The organism is Methanobacteriaceae archaeon, from assembly GCA_029219465.1.
In the GTDB taxonomy this organism is placed as follows: domain Archaea; phylum Methanobacteriota; class Methanobacteria; order Methanobacteriales; family Methanobacteriaceae; genus Methanocatella.
The window spans coordinates 301,902-324,376 of sequence record JAQXTL010000004.1; the positions used below are offsets into that span (position 1 = coordinate 301,902).

The 22,475-nt window shown below is 35.2% G+C and carries 25 protein-coding genes; 1 reads left to right on the plus strand and 24 read right to left on the minus strand.

Translation table 11 applies throughout. The annotated features are described in order from the left end of the window. Positions 1-118: 118 nt before the first annotated feature. The 22 genes from PUD86_03190 to mcrB form a co-directional block, all read right to left on the minus strand. Entirely contained in the window at positions 119-1,354 is a 1,236-nt protein-coding gene (locus tag PUD86_03190) for a 4Fe-4S binding protein (protein ID MDD6776284.1), read from the minus strand. Positions 1,355-1,372: 18 nt separating this feature from the next. Continuing rightward, positions 1,373-2,800, minus strand: a complete 1,428-nt coding sequence (locus tag PUD86_03195) for a Ni/Fe hydrogenase subunit alpha (GenBank protein MDD6776285.1) — start codon at positions 2,798-2,800, stop codon at positions 1,373-1,375. 1 nt (position 2,801) lies between these two features. Next, entirely contained in the window at positions 2,802-3,728 is a 927-nt protein-coding gene (locus tag PUD86_03200) for a F420-nonreducing hydrogenase (GenBank protein MDD6776286.1), read from the minus strand. Between the two features lie 15 nt (positions 3,729-3,743). Further along, positions 3,744-4,169 carry a hydrogenase iron-sulfur subunit gene (locus tag PUD86_03205; GenBank protein ID MDD6776287.1) on the minus strand — a complete coding sequence of 142 codons (426 nt, stop codon included), beginning with the start codon at positions 4,167-4,169 and terminating at the stop codon, positions 3,744-3,746. 313 nt (positions 4,170-4,482) lie between these two features. Then, the gene (locus PUD86_03210) at positions 4,483-5,733 is read right to left on the minus strand and encodes a SufD family Fe-S cluster assembly protein (protein MDD6776288.1); all 1,251 of its coding nucleotides are present in this window, start codon (positions 5,731-5,733) and stop codon (positions 4,483-4,485) included. Continuing rightward, complete coding sequence (locus PUD86_03215; protein MDD6776289.1) at positions 5,702-6,457, minus strand: ABC transporter ATP-binding protein; 756 nt, start codon at positions 6,455-6,457, stop codon at positions 5,702-5,704. Before PUD86_03215 ends, PUD86_03210 begins: the two co-directional genes overlap by 32 nt. Positions 6,458-6,596: 139 nt before the next feature. Further along, on the minus strand, positions 6,597-6,863 hold the full coding sequence (locus PUD86_03220; GenBank protein MDD6776290.1) for a PRC-barrel domain-containing protein: 267 nt from the start codon (positions 6,861-6,863) through the stop codon (positions 6,597-6,599). A 55-nt stretch (positions 6,864-6,918) separates the two neighbouring features. Next, the gene (locus PUD86_03225; GenBank protein ID MDD6776291.1) at positions 6,919-7,527 is read right to left on the minus strand and encodes an NTP transferase domain-containing protein; all 609 of its coding nucleotides are present in this window, start codon (positions 7,525-7,527) and stop codon (positions 6,919-6,921) included. A gap of 16 nt (positions 7,528-7,543) precedes the next feature. Beyond that, complete coding sequence (locus PUD86_03230) at positions 7,544-9,013, minus strand: methanogenesis marker 14 protein (GenBank protein MDD6776292.1); 1,470 nt, start codon at positions 9,011-9,013, stop codon at positions 7,544-7,546. Positions 9,014-9,233: 220 nt separating this feature from the next. Further along, complete coding sequence (gene mtrH / locus PUD86_03235; protein MDD6776293.1) at positions 9,234-10,172, minus strand: tetrahydromethanopterin S-methyltransferase subunit H; 939 nt, start codon at positions 10,170-10,172, stop codon at positions 9,234-9,236. A gap of 11 nt (positions 10,173-10,183) precedes the next feature. Beyond that, the gene (mtrG, locus tag PUD86_03240) at positions 10,184-10,429 is read right to left on the minus strand and encodes a tetrahydromethanopterin S-methyltransferase subunit G (protein MDD6776294.1); all 246 of its coding nucleotides are present in this window, start codon (positions 10,427-10,429) and stop codon (positions 10,184-10,186) included. Between the two features lie 8 nt (positions 10,430-10,437). Beyond that, the gene (locus PUD86_03245; GenBank protein ID MDD6776295.1) at positions 10,438-10,644 is read right to left on the minus strand and encodes a tetrahydromethanopterin S-methyltransferase subunit F; all 207 of its coding nucleotides are present in this window, start codon (positions 10,642-10,644) and stop codon (positions 10,438-10,440) included. A gap of 12 nt (positions 10,645-10,656) precedes the next feature. Beyond that, complete coding sequence (gene mtrA, locus PUD86_03250; GenBank protein MDD6776296.1) at positions 10,657-11,373, minus strand: tetrahydromethanopterin S-methyltransferase subunit A; 717 nt, start codon at positions 11,371-11,373, stop codon at positions 10,657-10,659. Beyond that, positions 11,374-11,703, minus strand: coding sequence for a tetrahydromethanopterin S-methyltransferase subunit B (locus PUD86_03255; protein MDD6776297.1), 330 nt, complete (start codon positions 11,701-11,703; stop codon positions 11,374-11,376). Between the two features lie 16 nt (positions 11,704-11,719). After that, the gene (gene mtrC, locus PUD86_03260; GenBank protein MDD6776298.1) at positions 11,720-12,535 is read right to left on the minus strand and encodes a tetrahydromethanopterin S-methyltransferase subunit C; all 816 of its coding nucleotides are present in this window, start codon (positions 12,533-12,535) and stop codon (positions 11,720-11,722) included. Beyond that, complete coding sequence (mtrD, locus tag PUD86_03265) at positions 12,536-13,237, minus strand: tetrahydromethanopterin S-methyltransferase subunit D (GenBank protein ID MDD6776299.1); 702 nt, start codon at positions 13,235-13,237, stop codon at positions 12,536-12,538. A 12-nt stretch (positions 13,238-13,249) separates the two neighbouring features. Further along, on the minus strand, positions 13,250-14,194 hold the full coding sequence (gene mtrE, locus PUD86_03270; GenBank protein MDD6776300.1) for a tetrahydromethanopterin S-methyltransferase subunit E: 945 nt from the start codon (positions 14,192-14,194) through the stop codon (positions 13,250-13,252). Positions 14,195-14,380: 186 nt separating this feature from the next. Then, the gene (gene mcrA / locus PUD86_03275) at positions 14,381-16,036 is read right to left on the minus strand and encodes a coenzyme-B sulfoethylthiotransferase subunit alpha (GenBank protein ID MDD6776301.1); all 1,656 of its coding nucleotides are present in this window, start codon (positions 16,034-16,036) and stop codon (positions 14,381-14,383) included. 5 nt (positions 16,037-16,041) lie between these two features. Further along, positions 16,042-16,800, minus strand: a complete 759-nt coding sequence (mcrG, locus tag PUD86_03280) for a coenzyme-B sulfoethylthiotransferase subunit gamma (GenBank protein ID MDD6776302.1) — start codon at positions 16,798-16,800, stop codon at positions 16,042-16,044. A gap of 2 nt (positions 16,801-16,802) precedes the next feature. Beyond that, positions 16,803-17,402: a methyl-coenzyme M reductase I operon protein C gene (gene mcrC, locus PUD86_03285; protein MDD6776303.1), complete on the minus strand. Its 600-nt coding sequence runs from the start codon at positions 17,400-17,402 to the stop codon at positions 16,803-16,805. Position 17,403: 1 nt separating this feature from the next. Then, entirely contained in the window at positions 17,404-17,859 is a 456-nt protein-coding gene (gene mcrD / locus PUD86_03290; protein ID MDD6776304.1) for a methyl-coenzyme M reductase operon protein D, read from the minus strand. Positions 17,860-17,895: 36 nt separating this feature from the next. Continuing rightward, on the minus strand, positions 17,896-19,227 hold the full coding sequence (mcrB, locus tag PUD86_03295) for a coenzyme-B sulfoethylthiotransferase subunit beta (GenBank protein MDD6776305.1): 1,332 nt from the start codon (positions 19,225-19,227) through the stop codon (positions 17,896-17,898). 474 nt (positions 19,228-19,701) lie between these two features. Here mcrB and mmp10 point away from each other — a divergent pair, with 474 nt between their 5' ends. Further along, complete coding sequence (gene mmp10 / locus PUD86_03300; GenBank protein ID MDD6776306.1) at positions 19,702-20,946, plus strand: methyl coenzyme M reductase-arginine methyltransferase Mmp10; 1,245 nt, start codon at positions 19,702-19,704, stop codon at positions 20,944-20,946. 14 nt (positions 20,947-20,960) lie between these two features. Here the strand turns inward: mmp10 and PUD86_03305 are convergent, their stop codons facing one another. Both PUD86_03305 and PUD86_03310 read right to left on the minus strand, forming a co-directional pair. Next, the gene (locus tag PUD86_03305; protein MDD6776307.1) at positions 20,961-21,884 is read right to left on the minus strand and encodes a methanogenesis marker 7 protein; all 924 of its coding nucleotides are present in this window, start codon (positions 21,882-21,884) and stop codon (positions 20,961-20,963) included. Between the two features lie 48 nt (positions 21,885-21,932). Further along, complete coding sequence (locus PUD86_03310) at positions 21,933-22,457, minus strand: hypothetical protein (protein ID MDD6776308.1); 525 nt, start codon at positions 22,455-22,457, stop codon at positions 21,933-21,935. Positions 22,458-22,475 lie beyond the last annotated feature (18 nt).

A 22,475-nucleotide genomic window follows, 5' to 3' on the forward strand; every position in this document is an offset into this window, starting at 1 on the left:
GTGATTAGCGAACAGAAAAATACTCAAAATTTAAAATGAATAAAAAACACAACTAAAAAGAATTCCAATAAAAACAGATAAAAAAAAAGAAAAAAGTAAGGTGTGCGTGTTATCACACCTATTTGTAGCATAATGCGTCTTCAGGACATGATTCAAGACATTGACCACATAAAGTACAGAATCCTGCAATTGGTAATTTAGGATCTTCTGTTTTGTGAATCATGTCGTAAGGACATGCAGCGACACAGTCTCCACATTGGTCACATTTAGATGGGTTGAATAAGATCCTGTCTCTTAATACAGGTTCGCCATCAATAGTAACTTCAAATTTGTCGACTTTTAATGCGTCGTTGGAACATACGGAAGCACAAGCTCCACATCTGATACAACTGGTGAATGATGGTTCATCATCAGTTTCTACTAATGCAGGGCAGGACATACCGGTTTTAGTAACTACACGAATAGCTTGTGTAGGACATTTGTTTGCACATGCTCCAATAAAGTCACATTTTTCTACATCTCTTGCGATTCCTTCTGCATCTACAGGTGAACCTTCACCCCATTCAACATCAATTTCTAATGCGTCAACAGGACAAAGTTTTACACATAAACCACATGCAGCACAAGCGCTAGGGATAGCAACAGTTAATGAAGAACCATTAGCAACAATGAAGTCACCAGGACATGCTTCTACACAAGTGTTACATCCGATACATTTAGCTGAATCGAAAGTGAATGAATTAATTTCTTTAGAACGTTTAACAGGTATTTTTTCGGAAATGAAAATTGCATTCCATGGACAGGTTTGGGAACATAATCCACATTTAATACAATTGCCACCTACAGTAACTGGACTTCCAACTTCTTCAAGAGAAATTGCGCTTACAGGACAAGGTTCTACACAAGATCCACATCCAACACAGTCTTTGATGTATACAGGACCTTTTCCGCTGAGGTCTAAGTCACATTCAGCAGGTTCTTTAACACCAGGAATACCAATTACGTCAACTGGGCAAATGTCAACACATTTTTGACACATTACACAGAAACCTTTAACTTCTTTTAATTTTGTACCAGTGACTTCAAGAGTTTCTTGAGGACAAACTTCTTCACATTTACCACATTGGTCACATAAGATAGAGTTGAATATTAATCTTGGTTGGGTAACTCCTTCAGCAATTTCATATTCTTCTACTTTTAATGCACCGTTAGGACAAACGTCAGCACATTTAGGTTCGCCACCACAAGTGTCACAATGTACAATAGCACTAGGTGTTACTTCAATAGCTGAAGTAGGACAAGTACCTTCACAAGCCCCACATTTGATACAGCCATCTTCGTTAAATACAATCATCAATAAACCCCCTTAAATTTAGAATTTTTTAATGAGGTTTCCTTCACTGTCTACAATATCTACTTCAGCTAATCTCATTTGACTATCCATTGAGTGAGTAGCACAAGATAAACATGGGTCGTAAGCTCTGATAACCATTTCCATTAAGTTAAAGATTTTGTCATCTACTTCAACACCAGGTTTGATGTAATCTTTAGCAACTTGGTGAATACCCATTTCCATAGCTGGGTTGTTTTGGATTGTAGCAACAACAATGTTAGCTTTAGTGGTTAATCCGTTTTCATCAGATTCGTAATGGTGGATTAAAGTACCACGAGGAGCTTCTACAATACCTACACCTTTACCTTCAGTTCTTTCTAATTCATCTGGGAATTTTTGACCAGATAAATCTTCTTCTAATGCGTTAGCAGCACATTCAGCAGATGCTAATAATTCTATGAGTCTAGCATAGTTGAATAATAATGGTGCTTGAGCATATCCGAAGTTGGAACGGAATTCTTTAAGAGCTTCTCTTGCGAGAGGTGCTTCTGCAGGCATGTCGTCACAAACATTGATCCTAGATAATGGTGCAACTCTGTAAATACCTTCTGGGTATCCTAATTCTTTGATGTATGGGAATTTTAACCAGGAGTAAGGTTTTACGTGTTCTGCAACAATGTCAGTGTACTCTGCGTTTCTGTATTCTAAGAGGTCACTGCCATCTTTATCTTTGATTCTTACGTTACCGTTGTATACATCCCAAGTTCCGTCAGGTTTTACGAGACCACAGTGTCTGGTGTCACCGAAGTTACCTAAGGAAGAGATTAAATCGATGTTTTCTTCGAATACAGGGAGAGCTAAGTCTAAAGTAGCTTGTGCTAATTCAACGTTTTGTTGTGCTCTAGCGAGTAAGTCTTTTTGAGTTTCATCATCTAATTCAGTTGAGATACCTCCAGGAGTTGAGGAAGTAGGGTGAATTGGACGACCACCGATTTTTCTTACAATTTCTAAACCGTTTCTTCTGATGTTAATAGCTTGAAGAGCGAGTTCAGGCATGTCTTTAATAACTTGGAAAACATTTCTAGTTTTTCTGGTTCCGTTAGGAATGATTAAATCTGGTGCAGCTAAGAAGTAGAAATGGAGAGCGTGGGAGTGCATGTATGAACCCCAGTTCATAATTTCTCTCATTCTGTATGCAGCAGGTAAGATGTCGTAGTCATCAAAACCAAAGATTTGGTCAACTGCTTTTGCTGCTGCTAAGTGGTGTTGTACATCACAAATACCACAGATTCTTGGTACGATTCTTGCTAATTCTTCTACAGGACGACCTTGTAAGAATTTTTCGAATCCTCTGAATTCCATAACATGTAATCTTGTTTCTTCAACGTTTCCAGCATCGTCAAGGTGTACGGTAATTTTTGCGTGTCCTTCGATACGGGTAACAGGTTCCATAGTAAGTTTAACCATCTTATTCTCCTCCTTTCTGCATTTTCATTGGAACTAAAGCTGCAGGTAATGTGTAAGTGTAGAAAGTACCTACAATATCATCTAATTGGTCGGCTACAGTTTCAGGATTTACAGTTTTATCTTCTTGTACACCGTAGTCAGATGCAATAGCACTGATCATTTTTGCTCCTTGGTCAGATACTTTTGCGGTAGGACCGTAACATCCTCTACATTGGATACCAATGGAAGGACATTCTGCACCACATAATGATACGGTAGCAGGACCCATACATACTAAACCTTGACTAATTAAACATAAGTCAGCTTCAGGTGCACCTAATTCGAATTGTCTTTTAATGAAGTCCATAGCTAAACCAGCAGGTGGTTTTTCTCTAGGACATACTTCACAAAGGTTAGTGGAAGGTAATTCGATTGTTTCACCTTTTAATAAGGTTAAAACAGCTTCTGCAACTACGTCAGAACGAGGTGGGCAACCTGGGATCAATAAATCAATGTCCATAGTTTCAGTAATTGGTCTTACTCTGCTTTCAAGGTGAGGTACTTCTTCGTGAGGAATAATACCTTCTGGGTTTACAGTAGAATCAGAGTTAATGTAAGCTTCTTGTTCTAATTCTTCAACAGTGAATAAGTTTCCGAGACCTGGAATACCACCGTAGCAAGAACAGGTTCCGTAAGCGATAACCATGTTAGCTTTTTCGTTTAACATTTCTGATAATTCTCTGTTTTCGTCGTTTCTAATTCCACCTTCAACAATAAGGATGTCTAATTCTGGTACTTCATCATATTTAGTATCCATAAGTACCGGGGAGAATTCGAAGTCAGCGAATTCCATTACATCAATTAATGATTCGTGGAAATCTGCAATGGATAAGTGGCAACCGGAACATCCGCCAAACCACATAGTTCCTATTTTAACTTTATCTGCCATATTCATTCCTCCAATTTATCTTTCAGCATTTAATTGTTCTTTTAATGGAGCTGGACCTAATTCTTTGATTCTGCTAACCATCATTTTAACAGCTTCAGAGAATTTTTCACCTTCGGATGCGGAAATCCAGTCGTGGTGAAGTCTTTCTTTTCCAATTCCCATATCTTCAACTAATTTATAAACTAATCTCATTCTACGATCTAATTTATAGTTACCTGAGTCATAGTGGCAGTCACCCATGTGACATCCAGCTACAAATACTCCGTCAGCACCTTCTTTAAATGCTTTTAAAATAAATTGTGGGTCAATTCTTCCAGAACACATTACACGAATAACTCTAATATTCGGTGGGTATTGCATACGTGCAGTACCTGCTGTGTCTGCTCCTCCATAGGAACACCAGTTGCAACAAAACATTACAATTTTTACATCATCAGCCATAGAGTTTCTCCTCCTCTATAAATATTTCTCAATTCAGAAAAACAATTTTTTGTCTTTCTAAAACAATTTTAAACTTTTTAAAAAATTTTAAAATCTTTCTTTAAAGAAATACACAACGTATATCTTTAAAACACAATTTTGTACGTAATGAGCTAGCTCAGCGTTACATTATGTACTGATTAATATATTTCATTAATAATTAATATAAAGGTTACTTAGAAAAATAAGCCAAAAACTTTATATACTATAAAACAGTCAAAAAAAGAATGAATTTAACGAAGTTAAAAAAGAAAAAAAGAAAAAATAGAAGGAATTAGATTCCATCAAGACTCATATCAATCATGTTTTGAGTTTGCTGTGCTAATTCTTCTGGAAGGCCAGTAATATCCATATTTAAGAAACCTCTAACAATCATGGATTCTGCCTCTTCTTCAGGGATTCCACGGGAGGTTAAATAATTGATTTCATCTTCAGAAATCTTACCCACAGCTGCTTCGTGAGACATTTCTAAGTTAGTTGAACTAGCTTCAAGTTCAGGAACAGCATAGATAAAACTGTCATCAGATAATACTAAACCTTGACATTCCAAATGACCTTTTACATTAGGAACATTACCTGCAAGGTGACCTCTAGCAAATATTTGAGATTCATCTTGAGCAACTGCTCTTGAGATAACTTCAGCCTTAGCACCCTCAGCATTTAATATTGCTCTTGATCCTACATCAATAATAGAATCTTTTTTACCCCCTTGGATACTTTGGAAAATAGCACGGGAGTTTTTACCATCACAATATGCTGTAGGGAAAGATTGAATTGTGCTTACAGGACTTGTTAAAATATAATTGTTAATGTATGTTGAATTGTCAGCTAATTTAATAGCAGTTCTTGGACGTACCTCTACTTCTTCAGCCCAGTTGTGAACCATAGTAAATGTAATTTTAGAACCAGGTTTTAAGTACATCTCAGAAACACCAACGTGCATTGCAGATGAAATGTCATCACCAGTAGCACAACCGGTAATTAAGTGTAATTCTGAGTTTTCTTCTGCAATAACGATATTGTGTGCAGTTTGCATAACATCAGTGTCACTAATAAACATACATGCTTGAACAGGCATTACTTCTTTAGTACCTGGAAGTGATCTAACAAAATAACCACTGGTAACTCCTTCTTCTTTTTCTCTTAAAGCAGTCTTAGCAGTGTATTTATCAGCATCTGGTTTAACAACATTCCACATGTAGTCTTCTAACCAGGAATATTTTTCTAATGCAACACCCATATTCATTACTTCAATGGAATCAGAAATGGAATTGTTAGTAAAAATGTTACTTTGATCAACTTGTAAAAAGGAACCTGATCTGTTTTCTTCGTTGGTATCAACACCAACTTTCAATAAGTCCTTTTTAGTTTGTTTACTTAAATCATCCAAATCATCAATCATGTCAATTGCATTGATTGTTTCATCGGTGAAATTCTCAATAGTAATATCAGCACCAATAGCTGCTTTTTTATTTATTGCTCTTTCAGCATCCTCATAAACATTGCGCACACTCAACACATCCATTAAAACCATTTTTTCTAATATCTTCAAGAATTTCATTAGGGTTTCCTGAACAGGAAATTGCCCCATCAATTAAAACGTGAGCTTTATCAGCACTAACAAAATTTAAAATGTAACCTAAGTGAGTAATTAAAAGACCACTTCTTTTTCTGCTACGTTGTGGTTTATCCTTATCAAGTAAAGTTCCAATTTCAGAAGCTAATAACTCAACGTTTTCAATATCTACACCAGAATCAGGTTCATCAAACATAGTGAAATCTGGCATTTGAGCGAGTAATTGTAAAATTTCAGAACGTTTTACTTCCCCACCGGAGAATCCTAAGTTAACATCACGGTTTAAGAATTCATCACTGAATTTAAGTTGGTTAGCTAATTCTTTCATTCTTGGGTTTAATTCATCTCTAACATCTTGATTAGATATAATTTTTAATAAGTCTCCAACAGAAATTCCTCTAATAGCAGGAGGAGTTTGGAAACTAACTCCAATACCTAATTGAACTCTTTCAGCAGTGGTTAAGTTAGTTATATCTTGACCTTTAAATTTGATAGATCCTTCAACAACATTATATTGTGGAAAACCTAAGATAGTTAAGAATAATGTACTTTTACCAGCACCATTAGGTCCTAAAAGAACATGAGTTTCACCTTCAGCAATAGCAAGGTTAACACCTTTTAGAACTCTTTTTCCAGCTACTTCAACAGCTAAATTTTCTATTTCAAGCAACATATAATCACCTATTCATTAACAAAAAATACTTTATAATAGTATAATATTTGCAATCTAAACTATAAATAGTTAACATGAAATTAAAAAAAAAGTCTTTTAACAAACAATTATAAAAAATAAAAAAAAGAGAAAACTGAAATTATTCAGTTACAATAATAAATTCGCCAACTTTTTCAACTTTAGCGAAAGGAACTAATAAAAGGTCACCATTTCTTTTAGCACCTTTAACATGAATATTACGGTCAACATCAACTTTAATTGCAATATCCACGATTTTACCAGTTTTTTCATTGATAATTAATTCATCAAGAACTCCAAGAATACGTGCATTGTTGGTAGCAACTTGATAATTTTTAATTTCACTCCATAATTTTTCTTCTCTTCTAGGAACTTGTTTATTTTCCATTAAATCACCTGATGAAAATTAAATCTAATTATATAATTATTTAATTTCATTATATTTAAATATAATATTCATTGTATAATTTTTCTGCAACTTTACTGTCCAATAGTGTATTAATATTTAATGCCAGTTCAACTTTAGGAATAACAATATTAGACTCTTCTTGTATAATGTTTTCACTTCTTAATATATTAAGCCCTGATGGGACATTTCCATCAAATTCATATGAATAATCTAATCCAAGCTCTTCAAATATTTCAACAGGAACTAAAACAGATAATGCATCCTTATCTGATTTAAAATAATGATTTAAAACATCATCAATAGTTTCTGCACAAATAAATGGTAAATCAGCATTTATAAACAGTAATGTATCATCTTTAGATTTTTTTTCAAAATAATCCAGTACATAAGACAAATCTGTTAGATAATCTTTACCTGAAGTATCAAGAATTTCAAAATCATAATCTAGTGACTTTAAGTATTGTGTAGTTTTACAAGTGTTAGGACTAACTGCAATAATGATTTTATCGATTAATTTAGATTGATTTAAATTATCAAGTACATATTTAATTAAAGGAACTTCTTTTAATTTGAAAAGAGGTTTTTCACAGGGAACTTCAAGTCTTGTTCCCCTACCTCCAGCCATCAAAATTGCATAAATCATTTAAATCATTGAAAAATTAAGCGAATTTACCACCATTCATTTTCATACGATCTTTAAGAATACATCTGCCACCTTGTTTTCCTCCAATAGGTACTTTTGGAGTTCCCATTGAATTCATACAACGAGCCATAATTGCAGAACCTAAAGCAAGACCATCTTCAACAAATACAACATTTTCAAATTTGTCCTGAACAGCTTCAAGAATAAGTTCTGGTTTGCGTCCGGTAATACCTGCTCTTCCAGTAATTCCTAAAGCAGAACCTGGAACAATTACGTTTTCATCAAATGCAACATCCAATACTCTTTTAACAATATTAGTACTTACATAATCCAAGGTGGAAAGTAAAGTTGGAAGACCATTAGCATCGTAGAATTGAGCACCTAAATCCATTAATTCACCTAATTTGTCACCGTTAAATCCTACATCACAACCAATTAATGTAGTTCCAGCATTATTAGCAGCAACAGGATCAACAGGAACAGTACCAAATCTGTCAACATCCATTGGAACTTTACAAATGTTAATTAATTTATGTGCTTCAAGTGCGTTAGCTTCAGCCTGTTTGTGGTCTGCTTTTTTCATTGCTTTTTCAGAGTATAAATCTAGTGCAGCACCGTTTTTCTTATCAATTTTACCTGAACCTCTAGCTAATGAATCAGAAACAACACCCGCAAGACCAAGGAAGTTTCCAACAGTATTTGCATATGGTTCATTATCATTAACAATACGTCCTGCTAAAGTAGAACCAAAATCAAGAGAAACACAAGGGTTTCTGTAATCAACATCAGTCCATTTAGCACCTAATTTAATACCTGCAGTAACAAGTTCCCCTTCCATCTCATTAGCAACAGTTTCCTTACCTTTAGGTGGGACAACACTAACAACTGCACCGTCAAATTGAATATTTTCCAAAAGAGAGTGTCTGTGTAATTTTTCAGGAAGTTGGGAAACACTCATTGCAGGAGACATTTTACGAGGTGGAATTTCAGCTTCAAGACAACCGTCAGCTAAAGCAATAATTAATTGACCTGCTTCTTCTGCAGTAGCAAAACCAGCAGTAACCCCAGTAGATCTAACAACAAAATCTAAATCTGTATCTTTATCAACATTTGCTTTCTTAAGAGACTGTAAAACAGTATCCCTAACTAATTCAGTTACAGCTTCTTTAGAAAGTTCAATTCCCCAAACAGTTTTACCAAATACTTCTTCTGAAGGTTTAGGTGGACGAATGTCTCTTGTCATTTTAACAGTTTTATTAAGTAAATAAGATTCACTTGTGTTTAAGTTAGTTGCCATGACAATACATTTAGTTGTTGTATTTCCCAATTCAACAGAAGCAGTTACATAAAAAACATCAGGCTTTTTAACTGCACCAGGACTTGCAGGACCAGCATGCTGTGCAGTCAATGATGCCAAATTACCCTCACGGGATTTAGCAATAATAGGTTTTGGACCTTTATTAAAAATTCTACTTAAAAAAGACATAGTATAACCTCAATATAATTAGATATAACTTTCTTTTTATAGTAATATAAATTTTATTAAAAAAATTTTCATTGATTAGAAAAATAAAAAGATTTCTTTTTAATATTCAAAGAAATAAAATCAATCTGAATAAAATAAATTCTATGTAAAAAATAGTCGAAAAATAGTGTTAAAAAATAGTTAAAAAAACAAAAAGGTTATAGATTAGAGAGAATCTAACCTATAATAATTTGTTCATTGGGTGGTTTTCTACAGGTTCGGTACCGAAGTCTGCTGCAGCTTCAGCTATAAACATATCAGTTTGTGCAACAGCAGGGAAAGCGATTTTAGCGTTATCGATAGGTCCGAAGAGAACAAAGTCTCCACCACACATTACTTGAACAATGTTTGCACCAATATCACAAACAGTGTAAGCATCTTTGTGACCTGCTTTTTTGTAGTCTCTTAACCAGTCCCATGCGGATGGTACGTTGTGAATACCTGATCCTACAGGGTATCCCCATTTAGCTTTTTCTGCGAAGGTGGTTTTTGCAGCAATACCTGCACCTTGACCTAAAGGAGTTACAGCAGTATCCATCATGAATTTTGTAATACCACAGTCAGCAGCAACTTCGAGTAAACCTTTTTCGTATGCACCGTCGTCACCGTTTTCCCACATAGCCATTTTACCGTCAACAGTAGCGTTCATAGGGTTGAAACCTAAGATAATAGAAGCAGAAATATCAGTTTCAGCTAAAGCGTCTAATTCAGATTTGTCTGCTGCCATGTTAATAGAGTTGTAAATAGCTCTTTCGGTTAATCCTGCTTCATCAGCGTATTGAGCACCAGCTACTCTTGCATCACCGGATGTAGAGTCGATAAGGAATGGAGCGTCAACTTGTTCTCCAACAAATTCAATGTATTTTACGATTGCTTCTTCAGTTTGTCCGAATACTTGTACAATGTATGGGTTACCTGTAACGTCTGAAATTTCAGCCATATCATTAAGTAAAGTTTCAGCTCTTGCTTTATCAAAATCTCCAGTCAATTCATCATTAATAATGTTGTGACCACCGTAGAAAATAGTCCCTGCTAAAACTGTAGGGTATTCACCAGGTTGTCCTCCCATTTTAACTCCTGCGAAATCAAAAACTTCTTGTTCTTTATCAAATTTAAACATAATAATCCTCCTTATAATAAGGTAGATAACATTGAAGCTATACCAAATTTAATAGCTACAACTAATATAATTAATCCAAGTATAATACCATATAAAATACCAACATCTCTACCACTTTGTTGGCCTAAACGTTGATAATATTCTCCAACAGTGAAATCAACTTTTTCTTCTGCATCGTCTAATTTAGCGACTGCTGCATTGAAATCATCTGAGGAAACCATAACTTGAGGTATTGAATTATTTTCATCACTCATAATAAACACCTCTAAAATCCTGCTAATTTTGCAATGAAAGGAATAATTACAACGAATAATAATGCAAAGAGTCCTCCAATAGCAAATCCTTTAAATCTAGTTGCGAGTAAACCAGCAAATAATTTACCTTCTCTTGCAACAAGTTTTGCACTGTATTCAGCATCATCAGCAGCTGTTTTCATTCCATTAATATTTGGTTTGTTTGAAATTTCAACCATCTAAAATTCCTCCTAGAACATCAAGAATAAGAAACCAACGATTAAAGTGAAAGCTAATCCTAACATGATCCCTTGAACTTTACCGGAGTAGTTACCAGCCATAGTTCTTTGGACAGCTCCAACCATATCAATTTTGGTGTTAATATCTCTAATTCTTGCTTCGATAAGAGCGGTTTCAGGGGAAACAACTTTAATAGCTTCTCCTTCTTCTTCCTCTCCATCGTCTCCTTCAACAGAAATAACCATAGCTTCTTCTTCAAAAGCACCAGGGTCTTTTTCTACACATTCATTGATTTTTGCTTGAATAGCACCAACATCTTCAGTGTCAATTAAGTCAACAATTTCTAATTGTTGTTGGAATCTTTCAACACCTTCGAGTGGAACGTTTTCTACGAATGGAATAGCACCAGTTGCTCCGATAATTTTCTTTTTATCAGGGTCTGCACCATTTTCATGTAAAGCTTTGAAACTTTGACCAGTAATGTGTCCTTGTACTTCAGCACCAGCTAAGATTAAGAAACGAATGTTAGGGTTGGAAATGATGTTAGCAACAACTTTTTCTACACCTAAGTTTTCAGTTTTACAAGGACCTGCAATAGCAGCACCGGAAAGTTCAGCTTCAATGTGAGAAGCAAGAGTGGTAACAGCTACAGGACTTTCAGGGTCGCCTACAATATAATCCCCACTAATAACTGGCCAGTTATCAGCAGCAGCTTTTTTATCAGCCATCTATAAAACCCCCAATGTTTGTAAGATTGGTAATGCTGCAAATATGATAAATGAAGCTAATAAAAATCCATATACAATGTTTGTTAATAATCCTGCAGTAATGTAAGATCCTTCCCTACCAGGGTATGATCCAACAGGACTTGTGTATGGGTCTAAGGAAGCCATTAATTCATCAGCAGCTAATTCTACTTTTGATACTTGTTCATTTATTTCATCCATAGATAGAAGAACAATTCCTGAACCTAAGGAAGCACCAATAACCCCAGTAACAGGATCATAAGCTAAATTCATATCTGGTATAATTTGTACCATTGGTAACATTTGAGCCATTATTAATTCCTCCTATTTATTCCTCTACTTTAGGCCATAAACCAGCCCATCTAGTTGAAGCAGCATCTTCACATGAAGCTTGTACAAATGCTTTGAATGAAATAATCCAACCAATTAATCCAACAATGAATACAAGGAACCATCCAAGACCACCAGTGGTAATGGATAAGAGACCAACTAAAACCATAGATAAGAATGCAGTAGAACAAGCACATTTTAAAGTTCTAACTTGATCTTCGTTTGGTCCTAAACATGCATTGAATGGGTGTTGAATTGCCATAGTACATAAGATAAATAATACTGCAATAAAACCAGTTCCAACAACGTGTTCGTAAATTAAAGCCATGTCGCAAGCACCAACGATAGCAACACAGAATCCTAAAACTGCTAACATAGCTGCTGCAGCAATTTCAATAGTACATTGAATCATAATAGGGATTTTCATACCTACGATTTTAGTAGCTACTAAAGAAATAACAGCACCAATAACAATAGCAATTACTAAACCTGCTACAGGAGCAATAATTGGCATTTTTAAAATAGTACCAATAGTTAAACCTGCTAAAGCAGAGATTACACCAACAGATAAAGACATATATCCGATAGATGGAACACCAGTACCTAAACCGTAACTTGCTACTCTACGAATAGCATCGGAACCCCAAACGATTGCGAGAACTGCACCGAGTCCAGCAAGAACAGGGCCTACAAGATTACCTAAGAATCCTGCAGCATAGATACATACTAATCCACCAACTAAACCTAAAATTAATAAATGCATTGAGTCAACTGCACCTGCAGCTGCACCATCTGCACTTCCACCAGCAGACATTTAGATACCTCCAACTAAGATTACACAAAAGATACCGATAACGATGGATGCAATAGCACATGCGAGAGCACCAGTTCCGATTCTTTTGAATTTTGGATCGTGCATACCTTCAATGGTACCACCAATGTTATAAGACGCAATTACAGAGTTAATAAAGAATACAGCAGTACCGATGATAGCTGCTAAACCAATACTAACAGCAGGGTCAGTGATTAAAGAACTTTGGGTAACTGCAGTGTTGATTCCGTAGTATACTAAACCTCCACCGAAACCACCAAAGAGACCACCGATAAGACCACTTACGTAAGAAGTTAATGGTACACCGTGACCTTCAGTACCAGGGGTTTTGTATGCTTCTTGATTACGTTTACTAATCCAATCTACACGTACTTTGGATGCTGCAGGAACAACACCTACACCAAATACATAGATTAAGTTAGCAATGAGCATGGTAATACCCATCATAATCATAGCACCAATAGCACCACCAATACCAATTATATAAAATGGTTCACCAGTCATAGTAGCTGCAGTAATAAGACCTGTTAAACCTGCACCAGCAGCTAACATAGCAGTACCGGTACCTACACCAGTAGCAGTAGCCATAGCTGCAGGAGCTCCTCCTACAGGAATAAAGTGCACACCAGCACCAATCATAATACCGCCTATTGCGATGAATAAAATTAAACTAATTGGATCCATAATAAAACCTCCTTATTCATCCCCGTTTTCATCTGCTAATAAAGCATCAGGATCATAAGGTCCGTATTTTTCTCTTGCGAATACTTCAATTCTGTCATTACCGATGATTAATAAGATAATGATAATAATACCAACAACAATACCACCGTATACACCGAATACTACGGAGTTCCAGAAGCTGAAGAATACAACGAGACCGAAACAGAAACCAGTTAAAGGTCCACCAAATTTAGCACAGAAGTTTACAACATCCATAGAGTTTTTAGCACCTAATGGAGCTTTAGTAACGATATCTCCTTGAATAGCTACAGGAGTACCTCCACCAAATTCGAATTTTTGGTATTCACTTTCTGCACCGTAATGTACATCCCCAGTTGAAGAACCAATAGCACCTAAAGCAATACCCCAAAGCATTGCGGAAAGTGGTAATGGGAATACGTGTAACGGAGTTCCGTTTAAAGGAACAGTCATTAAGTATGAGATTCCAACAATACAAAAACTAGTAATAAATCCGTGACCAACGATAGGTCCTAAAGATTGAGTTAACACATCCATAAATAAAGGTTGTTCGAATTGAGATTGACCAACAATCCTTCCCATATGAGCTGTGACAGTATAAATTCCGTGAACAAAAGCAGCGACACAAGCACCCATTGCAATAGCAACGATAGGTAACATACCTAATTGCATTACAAGATATGCAATAGCACCAGCAACACCACACCAAACACCATAAGCGACCGGTTCACCAGATGCCGCTTTGTTAATCATACGGTGTAAATGTCCCATTTGTGGAGCAAGTTGAACTTGAGAGTTAGGGTTACTTTGAGAACCAATATCAGATTCTAAGTCCTCTGCAGCCCCTCCGATAGTAGCAACTGCACCCATTAATGCAACTACACCTAATGTTACAGGGTCCATAATTTTTTCCTCCATATTTATTATTAAATTGATCATTTAATAAACGTGAATAAATTTTGATTTTTGTTCCATACAAAAATCATACTGCAATAATAATTGCATAGTATATTTTTTAAAATTATTAATATAAATGTTTTGTGAATTAAATTAATTCAAACAAATTTAATTATGAAAAATAGATAGGTGAAAAATACACCTATCTACGTGTTTTTATCTATTTATCTATTTTGCTGGGGTAATAACAGTTCTTTCTCCAGCTGGTTCGAATTCTCTTAAAGCACCTTTAGCGAATTCTGCACGTACTTGGCTGAAGTCGAAGACTAAGTTTTTATCAGCAAATGCAATTTTGACTAATGGGTTGAAAGCAAAAGCATCTCCACGAGCTGCGTGAGGAGCTTGTGCAATACCTGCGTATTCACCTTGGTGACCTACGTTCATTGCATAGTTAGGATAGTTTGGTCCTCTCATTTCGAGTGGTAAACCTTCATCGTTTCTGATAGCGAATACGTTAGCAGCACCACATTGGTCTTGTAAATCGTATCCGTAGAAACCTAATCTGGAGTGTTGTTCTTTGTGTAAGTACATACCTAAGTACCATGCGCTTAAACCAGTTTGTGCGTTACCAGTAGCGAATGCAGTGGAACAACCAGCAGCTGCGGAAATAACGGAAGCTCTTTGAGATCCACCGAAGTGAGTTTCGAGTAATGCTGGGTATTCTTCGTATTGGTCTAATGCGTAGAAGGTTACTTCAGTACCAACGTCTAAAACGGTGTCCATGTTGTTAGGTGCTTCACATAATCCGCCGTATTTGTCTTCGACGTAATCTTTACCGTAGTAAGTGAAGTCATCTAATACATTATCAGTGTATGCTGCGGTAGCATATTGAGTGAATCCTACACCACCAGACATGTAAGAACCTAACCAAATTTGGTCGTATAAAGCAGCACCTAATGCTACAACTTCTAAGGAAGTTTGTACAGGGTCATCAGGGGATACTCTGGAAGCTTGACAGATATCTGCCATGAATCCGAATGGAACTCCACCAAGTTCGTTTGCTGCTCTTGCTCTTCTTACAGGTAAGTAGGTACCCATTTGAATAACTTCTGCGTGTTTGGATGCGTATGCGAAGTCACCAGTAGCTCCTTCACCAGCACATTGGTTGTATGCAGAAATCATGGACATACCAATTTGCATAGCAGACCATCTGGAGGTAGTACCACCGTCACAAACTCTTCCTACGATGGAAGGAATTCTTACAGCTTGCCATACAGCTCCACCAACTTCAGCTTTTAAAGCTTCAGCTTGTTCTTCAGGGAACTCTTTGTTAATGTCTAAAACAAATGCGGAGTCGATTTCGTCAGCTAATTCGTCATCACCAGTGAAAACTTTTACGTAAGAATCTTGTACGATTAATGGGTCAGTTTCTACCATGTGTTCTTGAACTACAGCTGCACCAGGCATAGCGTGGTTTACAGTTTCTAAGTAGTTAGTAATAGTTTCAGGAGTTACTTCAATACCTAATCTTTTTTCAAGAACATTGTGAGCAGTGTTTAAACCTACAATTACAGTTCTTCTAATGTCATCCCAAGCTTGTTGGATAGCTGCGTTGTTAATGAAGTGTAAATCGTCACCTTCAACAAAAGTGTCAGTGCCGGATAATTGGTAAGACATTAAAGCTCTTTGACCTAAAGGAGTACCAATGTCTGGGTTGTACATTGGGATTCCTCTTTTTTCAGCAATTTCTTTACCTTCGTTAACAAATGCGGTTTTTCTTTCAGATTGTTTCCAACCGCCCATGTTATAGAATTGGGTTGATTTTTCAGTTGGATCTTCACTGAATTTTTGTTTCATTGCATCTAAGAATTTTTTATCAGCCATGTTAATTACCATCCTGCGTTTGGATCAAAAGCACCGAAAGATCTGGATACGTGAATATTGTGTAATACTTCAACAGCATCTTTATCATCTTTGTATGCTTCACCATCTATTCTGTAAATAGTGGTTTTTGCTTTTAATGTTTCTTCATCTAATGGTTCACCTAATACAACAGGTTCATCTAATTCTACACCAATTTGGTCTTTTACCATTTCAACTTTACCTGTTTCTTTGTTGAATACTTGTCTTCTAAGCATATCAAACATTAAACCATTTTCATCTAATCTTAAAGAGTGACCGTGCACACCTGCACCTCTAATACCAGTTCTTGCGGTATCGAAGTATTCGGTTTCTAAGAGGATTTTGGATAATCTTTCGATATCTCTTTCTCTTGCTTCGATTACTTGTCTTCCGGATAAAGTACCAGTATCGATTCCTCTGTATCTGCTTAAGTAAGATCTTGCTCTTAAGTAAGGTTGAGCTGGAGCAAAGTACATGGAGTCTACGAATTGAATGTATCTAATTCTGTCCCCTGCTTTTGCACCGTCGATAGGGGTTACTAATTCTCTTACAATGTCATCAGGCTCGTCCATTTCATCTAATGGTGGGTGAACAGATTTGTATTCTTCACCTGGAGCTCTGTGACCTAATATTTTTACTACGTCTTCATCAGAGATTTCTCTTAATTTTTCTAATTCATACTCTGGGTCACAGAAATTTCTTCTGTTTTGAGCAACCTGAGAAGTACCTGGATAAATTTGTACCATAATTATGCATCTCCTAATGCTAATTTAACTTTTCTAATAATTTCATCTAATTTTTCTTGTGAAATTGTTTCACCACGGATAACTCCTGTTACTATATCTTTAATGATTCCTTGGGTCTTAATATCTTCATCTGCTGGCATTACTTTTGAAGTTTTAACCCCAATCTTAGCAAAATCCTCACAGTCAACAGGGGATTCACAAATGATAATACAAGGCTTATCTACGTTTCTTAAAATTAACCTTGCTTTGTAAATAATATGATTTGCAACACCACCTAAGTGGATAACAAGTAACTTGAAATTATTCAATTGATTAATTTCTTTGTCTGTGATTCCGAACAAAGTTCCACCAGATGCAGGAGCATCATGAGGAACACCAGCACCAGCATTTAGTACCACAGTACTTGTTAAAACATTGGCCTCACGTAAACCAAATGTAATTTCACAAACTGGTTTAGTAATGTGTCTACGTCCTGGGGACATAGCAACAGCACATACATCGGTACCACATTCAGCAAAAGTGCCTCTTTGTGCAAGACTTCCGCCTTTTCCCATACCGCTTGTTTCCCTACAATCTACAACGTGAGTACATCTTCCAATCATATTAATCCATAGTATCTCTTCTAATAATGTTCACATGACTTTCAAAGCTAGAATATTGATCAGTCATTCCAACGAGTTCATCAGGCAATTCTGCTGAACCATACTTAATTTTATCAGAAACAGTTTTATGTTTCCTAATATAATTACTTCTGTCTTGATTAATATCAAAACCGAACGGAATGTGTTTTTTACAGACTTCCTCAATTTCCTTAATCGTAGATTCCATTGTTAATTCAATGAAGATTCTTGCGGTTTTAACTTGTAAAACAACATCTTCACCATTAATGGTAATAACTCTACGTTCTTTATATTTATCAGGTAAAGTTTCTTCACCTTTTGGAAATCTTGGACCGTGAATAACAGTTCTTTGAACATCGTCGATAAGTTCCAAGTCATTTAACAACTTTTCAGTTGTGTCACTACCAAGAACCCTATGAGGAAATATTTCAATATCCATTTTTTAACCTTCGAAAATTAGATTTATTTAAATTAATTAGATGTCACCTTTAATTTCTTCAGCTGCAATTGCAACAGCATTCATAGGTTCTCTAAATTCATCAATTTGACTGTATACTTCTTTAATTAAACCAGAAGTTGCTTCTGGTGAAAAGAGTTGTGTTCCTGCGTCTAATGACATAGCTGCAGCAGCACATGGAATACAGAATCCTTTACTGTGTCTGGTTACAACGTGGTTACCGTTGAAGAGACCAGGACCTCCACCACCGTAGATGGAGTGACTGAAGAATGAGAATCCAACAGCTACACCTTCTGCTCTACCATAGTCAATACTTGGTAAACCAGTAGCGAATTCTAAGTTATCGTTGAAGTATAATAAAGTAGATGGTACACCTTGAGCAGCACGAGCAGCACCAACGTTAACCATGGTTGCAGCTACAGCACCAGCAGCAGCGTATGCGTTCCATTTAGCTGCGTCGTCAGTGTTGTAGATAGAGAAGTCAGTTAATTCTTTTTGAGGAGCGATAACTCCGTCAGCTTCTGCACGAGCAATGGTTGCTTGTACGATAGAACCAACAGTTCCTTCACTTGCGTTGTCTTTTACTAAATCCATTACTAAGTTATCAGCGTTTAAACCTTGGTAAGCTAAACCTAATAAGTGTAATCTTTCGTAAGTACCTACTGCGTCACCCATTTCGAACATAGCAGTTTGTTCAAAGATAGATGCTAATGCGGTAGTTTGGAAAGTGTTTTTCAAAGTAGCAGCAGCGAAATCGTTTGCTTTTACTCCTCTTAATGCGTAACCTGCACCTTCGAGTTTTTGTGGAATGTCTAACATAGTAGCAATGTTAGATCCTTTGTAGTCTACAGATTGTGGGTATCTACCTAATACTGCAGCTTTTACAAAGTTAGCATCGTAGATGCTTACATCACAAACATCGATAATAGCTTGTACTAAAGAAGTAGCAGTAGCTAAAGTAGCAACAGAATATTCAGCAGCAGCGTCAATTCTTTGAGTTGGTACTTGTACTAATAATCTTTTACCACCAGAAATAGGTTCTACTTTAGTATCGTCACCTTCAGAAACTTGCATAGTTTCTTTAATTTTTTCTGCGATTGCTTCTGCGTTAGAAACAATGTCAAGATCTAATTCTCTTCCTAAAATTTTGGATTTGTCTCCACCAACAGAACCGGTCCTTACGGATTTTTCTACTCCTTCTAAGTTTACTGCAACAGTTCTTTTAACACCTTTAACGATGTTTTGAATTGCAGGATTTCTTAATGGACTAATAGCTTCGATTGGTACGTCAGATGCAATTACGGATCCTCTATCGTCGTATAAATCGACTTTATCATCAAACTTTGCCATTTTTTCCCTCCTAAATAAATAGAGTTTTAACTAATATACCACAAAAATGGTAAAATTTTTCACCAAATTGAGTTAAGCTATAAAGCAAATTTTTGTTAATAGCTAACTATACGGTATACAAATTTTATTTTAGTCAAGATATAATATAAACATTACCTATACAGTTTTTTAGAAAAGTATTTATGCAATAATAATTTAAGAAAAATAACCCTAAAAGTAATACTTTATATTATTATTTTAATAGATTTATTTTAAAATTAAATAAAAAAAACATAATAACATCTAAAAACAATACAATTTAACTTTATTTTAAATAAAATACTAAATATTAATGATTATTATCCAATTTAAAGAAAAATTTAAAATTATTACTCAGACCCGTCAAAGTAATAAAAAATACTAAAAATAATACTTAAAAATTCACAAAAAATGACTGTTAATTTATAAATAAAATGAAAATAAAAATTATAAAATATGCAATTAGTAGCTGATGTTGGAGGAATACCTGGAAAGGATTGTAACGGTTTTTGTAAATACTGTTACTTTAGAAAAGTAAAAGATGTTAAAAGTTTTGGCTGTGCATATTGCCTACCTAATAAAGTTGGTTGTGATAGATGCAGTAAAGGTGTTAGTGAAACACAAGGTGAATTCAAATCACCGTTCCAAGTTATAAGTGAAGTTCAAAATGCACTAATGATGAATATGCAACCTGGAAAAATAACTGCAAACATCAGTGGTGGTGGAGATATTAGCTGTTATCCTCACCTTGAAACATTAACATCAAATCTAAATCAGCTATCTATACCTTCAGTTTTAAGTTACACATGTGGAAAAGGTATAAATGATGGTGAAATTGCTTCAAGATTAATAAATAATGGTGTGGAAGAAGTTTCATTTACTATTTTTTCATCATCCCCAGAACTTAGAAGAGAATGGGTTAAAGACCAACACCCTAAAGAAGCACTTAAAGCCTGTAAAATATTTTGTGAAAACATTAAATTAACAGGTGCTGCTGTAATTATTCCTGGAGTTAACGATGGGGATGTACTACGTGAAACCTGTAATGCTCTAGAAGAATGGGGTGCACAAGGCATGCTTTTAATGAGATTTGCAAATACATTCAATGAAGGATTGATTCTTGGAAATGAACCTATATTAAAAGGTATTGAATCACAGCCTGTTGAGGATTTTGCTGAACTTGTTAGACAAATCAATAGCGAATATAACTTTAGAGTTAGTGGAACACCTTTATGTGACCCTGAAACTGGTGGTCCATTTGCAATTGCAAAAGATGAAAACGAAGTATTCCTTCAATTTATTAAACCCGTTACCGGAGAAGCAACAATTATTACATCAAAAATAGCTGCTCCATTTATTTCAAAAATATTTGACAAATTGGAAGTAGATACTGTTAATGTAGTTGCAGTTGAAAAAGAAATAGCTTGTTTAATTACAAAAGAAGACCTAGAACAAATTGATTTAAGTGAACTTAAAGATTCAGTAATTATTCCAGGAAGATCATTTGTCCATCAGTTAGATGCTGAGAGAATCTTAAGTGCTGACGGAGTTGAAAGACTTGTTGGACGTGGTCCAGATACATTAACTGTAGATGGTGAATTAAGTATTGATATGACTGATGAAAACGTCATAGAAACAGAACTAGAACAGTTTAATGATTTAGTGGATGCTATTAACTTCTTTGGAATGAGAAGAATATAAAATAAAAAAAAGATTTAGTTTGAATTCTCAACAAGAGAACTCTCACTATTAATTTTTACCAAGATATAATCATACATAAATGATTTTTTAATCTCAGCGATTTCAGATAATTTTTTACCATCAATTTCAACATTAGCGATTACATCTGCATAATCATCATATTTTAATTTTACACGAACACCATCTAATTGAGAAGTAATCGGAGCTGGGGAGAAAACATTTTTAATTTCTTCAACTTGATTTTCAATTGCATTTTTAACAACAATAGATGGTACTAATGGTGCATCAAGAGCCATTTCACGTTTTTTATCATTTAATATGCTCTCACATGTTTCAACTAATTTATCAAGAGCACGAACGTCAGGACCTCTTCTTAATCTTCTAGGGATTCTACCTAAATCCCCAACATATGCATCTGCACCTGGAAGATCATCTGCATCAATATCAGGAGCACCAGTTACAATTACTGGTATATCAATATCATCATACAAGAAGGATTTTTCTTTAATACATTTTTCAAAACTGCCCAATGCAAAAATTGCAAGGTCATGTTCTTCAATTAAGCTTTTTTCTTCTTCAGTAATACCTGAAGTACCTTTACCATCCCCTCTAGCAAGACCAATCATGTTATCTTTTGCACCAAATTCACGTAAATATTCAGAAATATCACATGCTGCATGAGGCAAGTGGTGTCTTGCAAGAGTTGGTGAAACAATAGCTATTTCAGAACCTGCCATTGGAGCGACAGAGATTTTTGCTAAAAGTTCGGATGCTTTATCCTTAATTTTATCAACATCTTCCATAGGAACTGCAATATTTAAAATCAATTCCATTTGTTGAATACTTTCTTGAAGAATAAAACCTCCTAAATCTTCAATTAATTCTTTAAATTCTTCACTTTTGTGAACTCCACCAGTAAATGTTAATGTTTCATACATACTAACAACTCTCAAAAAATGCAATTAAATTATTAATATATTATATTATTATATACTTATTAAATTTTCTAAAATTGAATATCTGATTTCTATTTTTTCAAAAGGATTTTTTGAAATGCAATTGTGAGATGGAATTTCAACAAGATTTTCGCTTTCAATTACTTCATCTTTTAGATAATCCGGATAGATTACATAGTCAAAATCATCACACACAACATTAAATCCCATATCCAAAGCAATGTCAGTTAAAAACTTGGAATAAACCTTCACATTGACGTTTTGTTTAAAATCTGAATTCAAATATTTTCTGCATAATCCATAATCGTCAAAAAAGGCCAATACATCTACATCAGACAGTTCATTTTGGACAGTTTCGGATACTTTTTTAATACTTTCAAAAACTTGCCTAGGAGTATTGATTTTAATAGCTAAACTATTCATTTCCACTTTGCTTTCTGATAATAAAATAGCCAAATCCCCATCTTCTTCATCAGGATTTTTATTTACAACATAATCGCAGATTCCTGCAAGTTTAACAATTTCTTCACACATTGGTGTTGTGATTATTTTCATAATAATTATTATATATTA

Excerpts from the sequence above, each read along its gene's own strand:
- PUD86_03195 (MDD6776285.1), bottom strand. The coding sequence starts at position 2,800 with ATGGTTAAACTTACTATGGAACCTGTTACCCGTATCGAAGGACACGCA.
- mcrB (MDD6776305.1), bottom strand. The coding sequence starts at position 19,227 with ATGGCAAAGTTTGATGATAAAGTCGATTTATACGACGATAGAGGATCC.
- mtrE (MDD6776300.1), bottom strand. The coding sequence starts at position 14,194 with ATGATCAATTTAATAATAAATATGGAGGAAAAAATTATGGACCCTGTA.
- PUD86_03210 (MDD6776288.1), bottom strand. The coding sequence starts at position 5,733 with ATGGATGTGTTGAGTGTGCGCAATGTTTATGAGGATGCTGAAAGAGCA.
- PUD86_03190 (MDD6776284.1), bottom strand. The coding sequence starts at position 1,354 with ATGATTGTATTTAACGAAGATGGCTGTATCAAATGTGGGGCTTGTGAA.
- PUD86_03215 (MDD6776289.1), bottom strand. The coding sequence starts at position 6,457 with ATGTTGCTTGAAATAGAAAATTTAGCTGTTGAAGTAGCTGGAAAAAGA.
- mcrA (MDD6776301.1), bottom strand. The coding sequence starts at position 16,036 with ATGGCTGATAAAAAATTCTTAGATGCAATGAAACAAAAATTCAGTGAA.
- mcrC (MDD6776303.1), bottom strand. The coding sequence starts at position 17,402 with ATGATTGGAAGATGTACTCACGTTGTAGATTGTAGGGAAACAAGCGGT.
- mtrA (MDD6776296.1), bottom strand. The coding sequence starts at position 11,373 with ATGGCTGATAAAAAAGCTGCTGCTGATAACTGGCCAGTTATTAGTGGG.
- mmp10 (MDD6776306.1), top strand. The coding sequence starts at position 19,702 with ATGCAATTAGTAGCTGATGTTGGAGGAATACCTGGAAAGGATTGTAAC.
- PUD86_03255 (MDD6776297.1), bottom strand. The coding sequence starts at position 11,703 with ATGGCTCAAATGTTACCAATGGTACAAATTATACCAGATATGAATTTA.
- PUD86_03200 (MDD6776286.1), bottom strand. The coding sequence starts at position 3,728 with ATGGCAGATAAAGTTAAAATAGGAACTATGTGGTTTGGCGGATGTTCC.
- mcrD (MDD6776304.1), bottom strand. The coding sequence starts at position 17,859 with ATGGATATTGAAATATTTCCTCATAGGGTTCTTGGTAGTGACACAACT.
- PUD86_03310 (MDD6776308.1), bottom strand. The coding sequence starts at position 22,457 with ATGAAAATAATCACAACACCAATGTGTGAAGAAATTGTTAAACTTGCA.
- mtrH (MDD6776293.1), bottom strand. The coding sequence starts at position 10,172 with ATGTTTAAATTTGATAAAGAACAAGAAGTTTTTGATTTCGCAGGAGTT.
- mtrD (MDD6776299.1), bottom strand. The coding sequence starts at position 13,237 with ATGGATCCAATTAGTTTAATTTTATTCATCGCAATAGGCGGTATTATG.
- mtrC (MDD6776298.1), bottom strand. The coding sequence starts at position 12,535 with ATGTCTGCTGGTGGAAGTGCAGATGGTGCAGCTGCAGGTGCAGTTGAC.
- PUD86_03205 (MDD6776287.1), bottom strand. The coding sequence starts at position 4,169 with ATGGCTGATGATGTAAAAATTGTAATGTTTTGTTGCAACTGGTGTTCC.
- PUD86_03225 (MDD6776291.1), bottom strand. The coding sequence starts at position 7,527 with ATGATTTATGCAATTTTGATGGCTGGAGGTAGGGGAACAAGACTTGAA.
- PUD86_03230 (MDD6776292.1), bottom strand. The coding sequence starts at position 9,013 with ATGTCTTTTTTAAGTAGAATTTTTAATAAAGGTCCAAAACCTATTATT.
- mcrG (MDD6776302.1), bottom strand. The coding sequence starts at position 16,800 with ATGGTACAAATTTATCCAGGTACTTCTCAGGTTGCTCAAAACAGAAGA.
- PUD86_03220 (MDD6776290.1), bottom strand. The coding sequence starts at position 6,863 with ATGGAAAATAAACAAGTTCCTAGAAGAGAAGAAAAATTATGGAGTGAA.
- PUD86_03245 (MDD6776295.1), bottom strand. The coding sequence starts at position 10,644 with ATGGTTGAAATTTCAAACAAACCAAATATTAATGGAATGAAAACAGCT.
- PUD86_03305 (MDD6776307.1), bottom strand. The coding sequence starts at position 21,884 with ATGTATGAAACATTAACATTTACTGGTGGAGTTCACAAAAGTGAAGAA.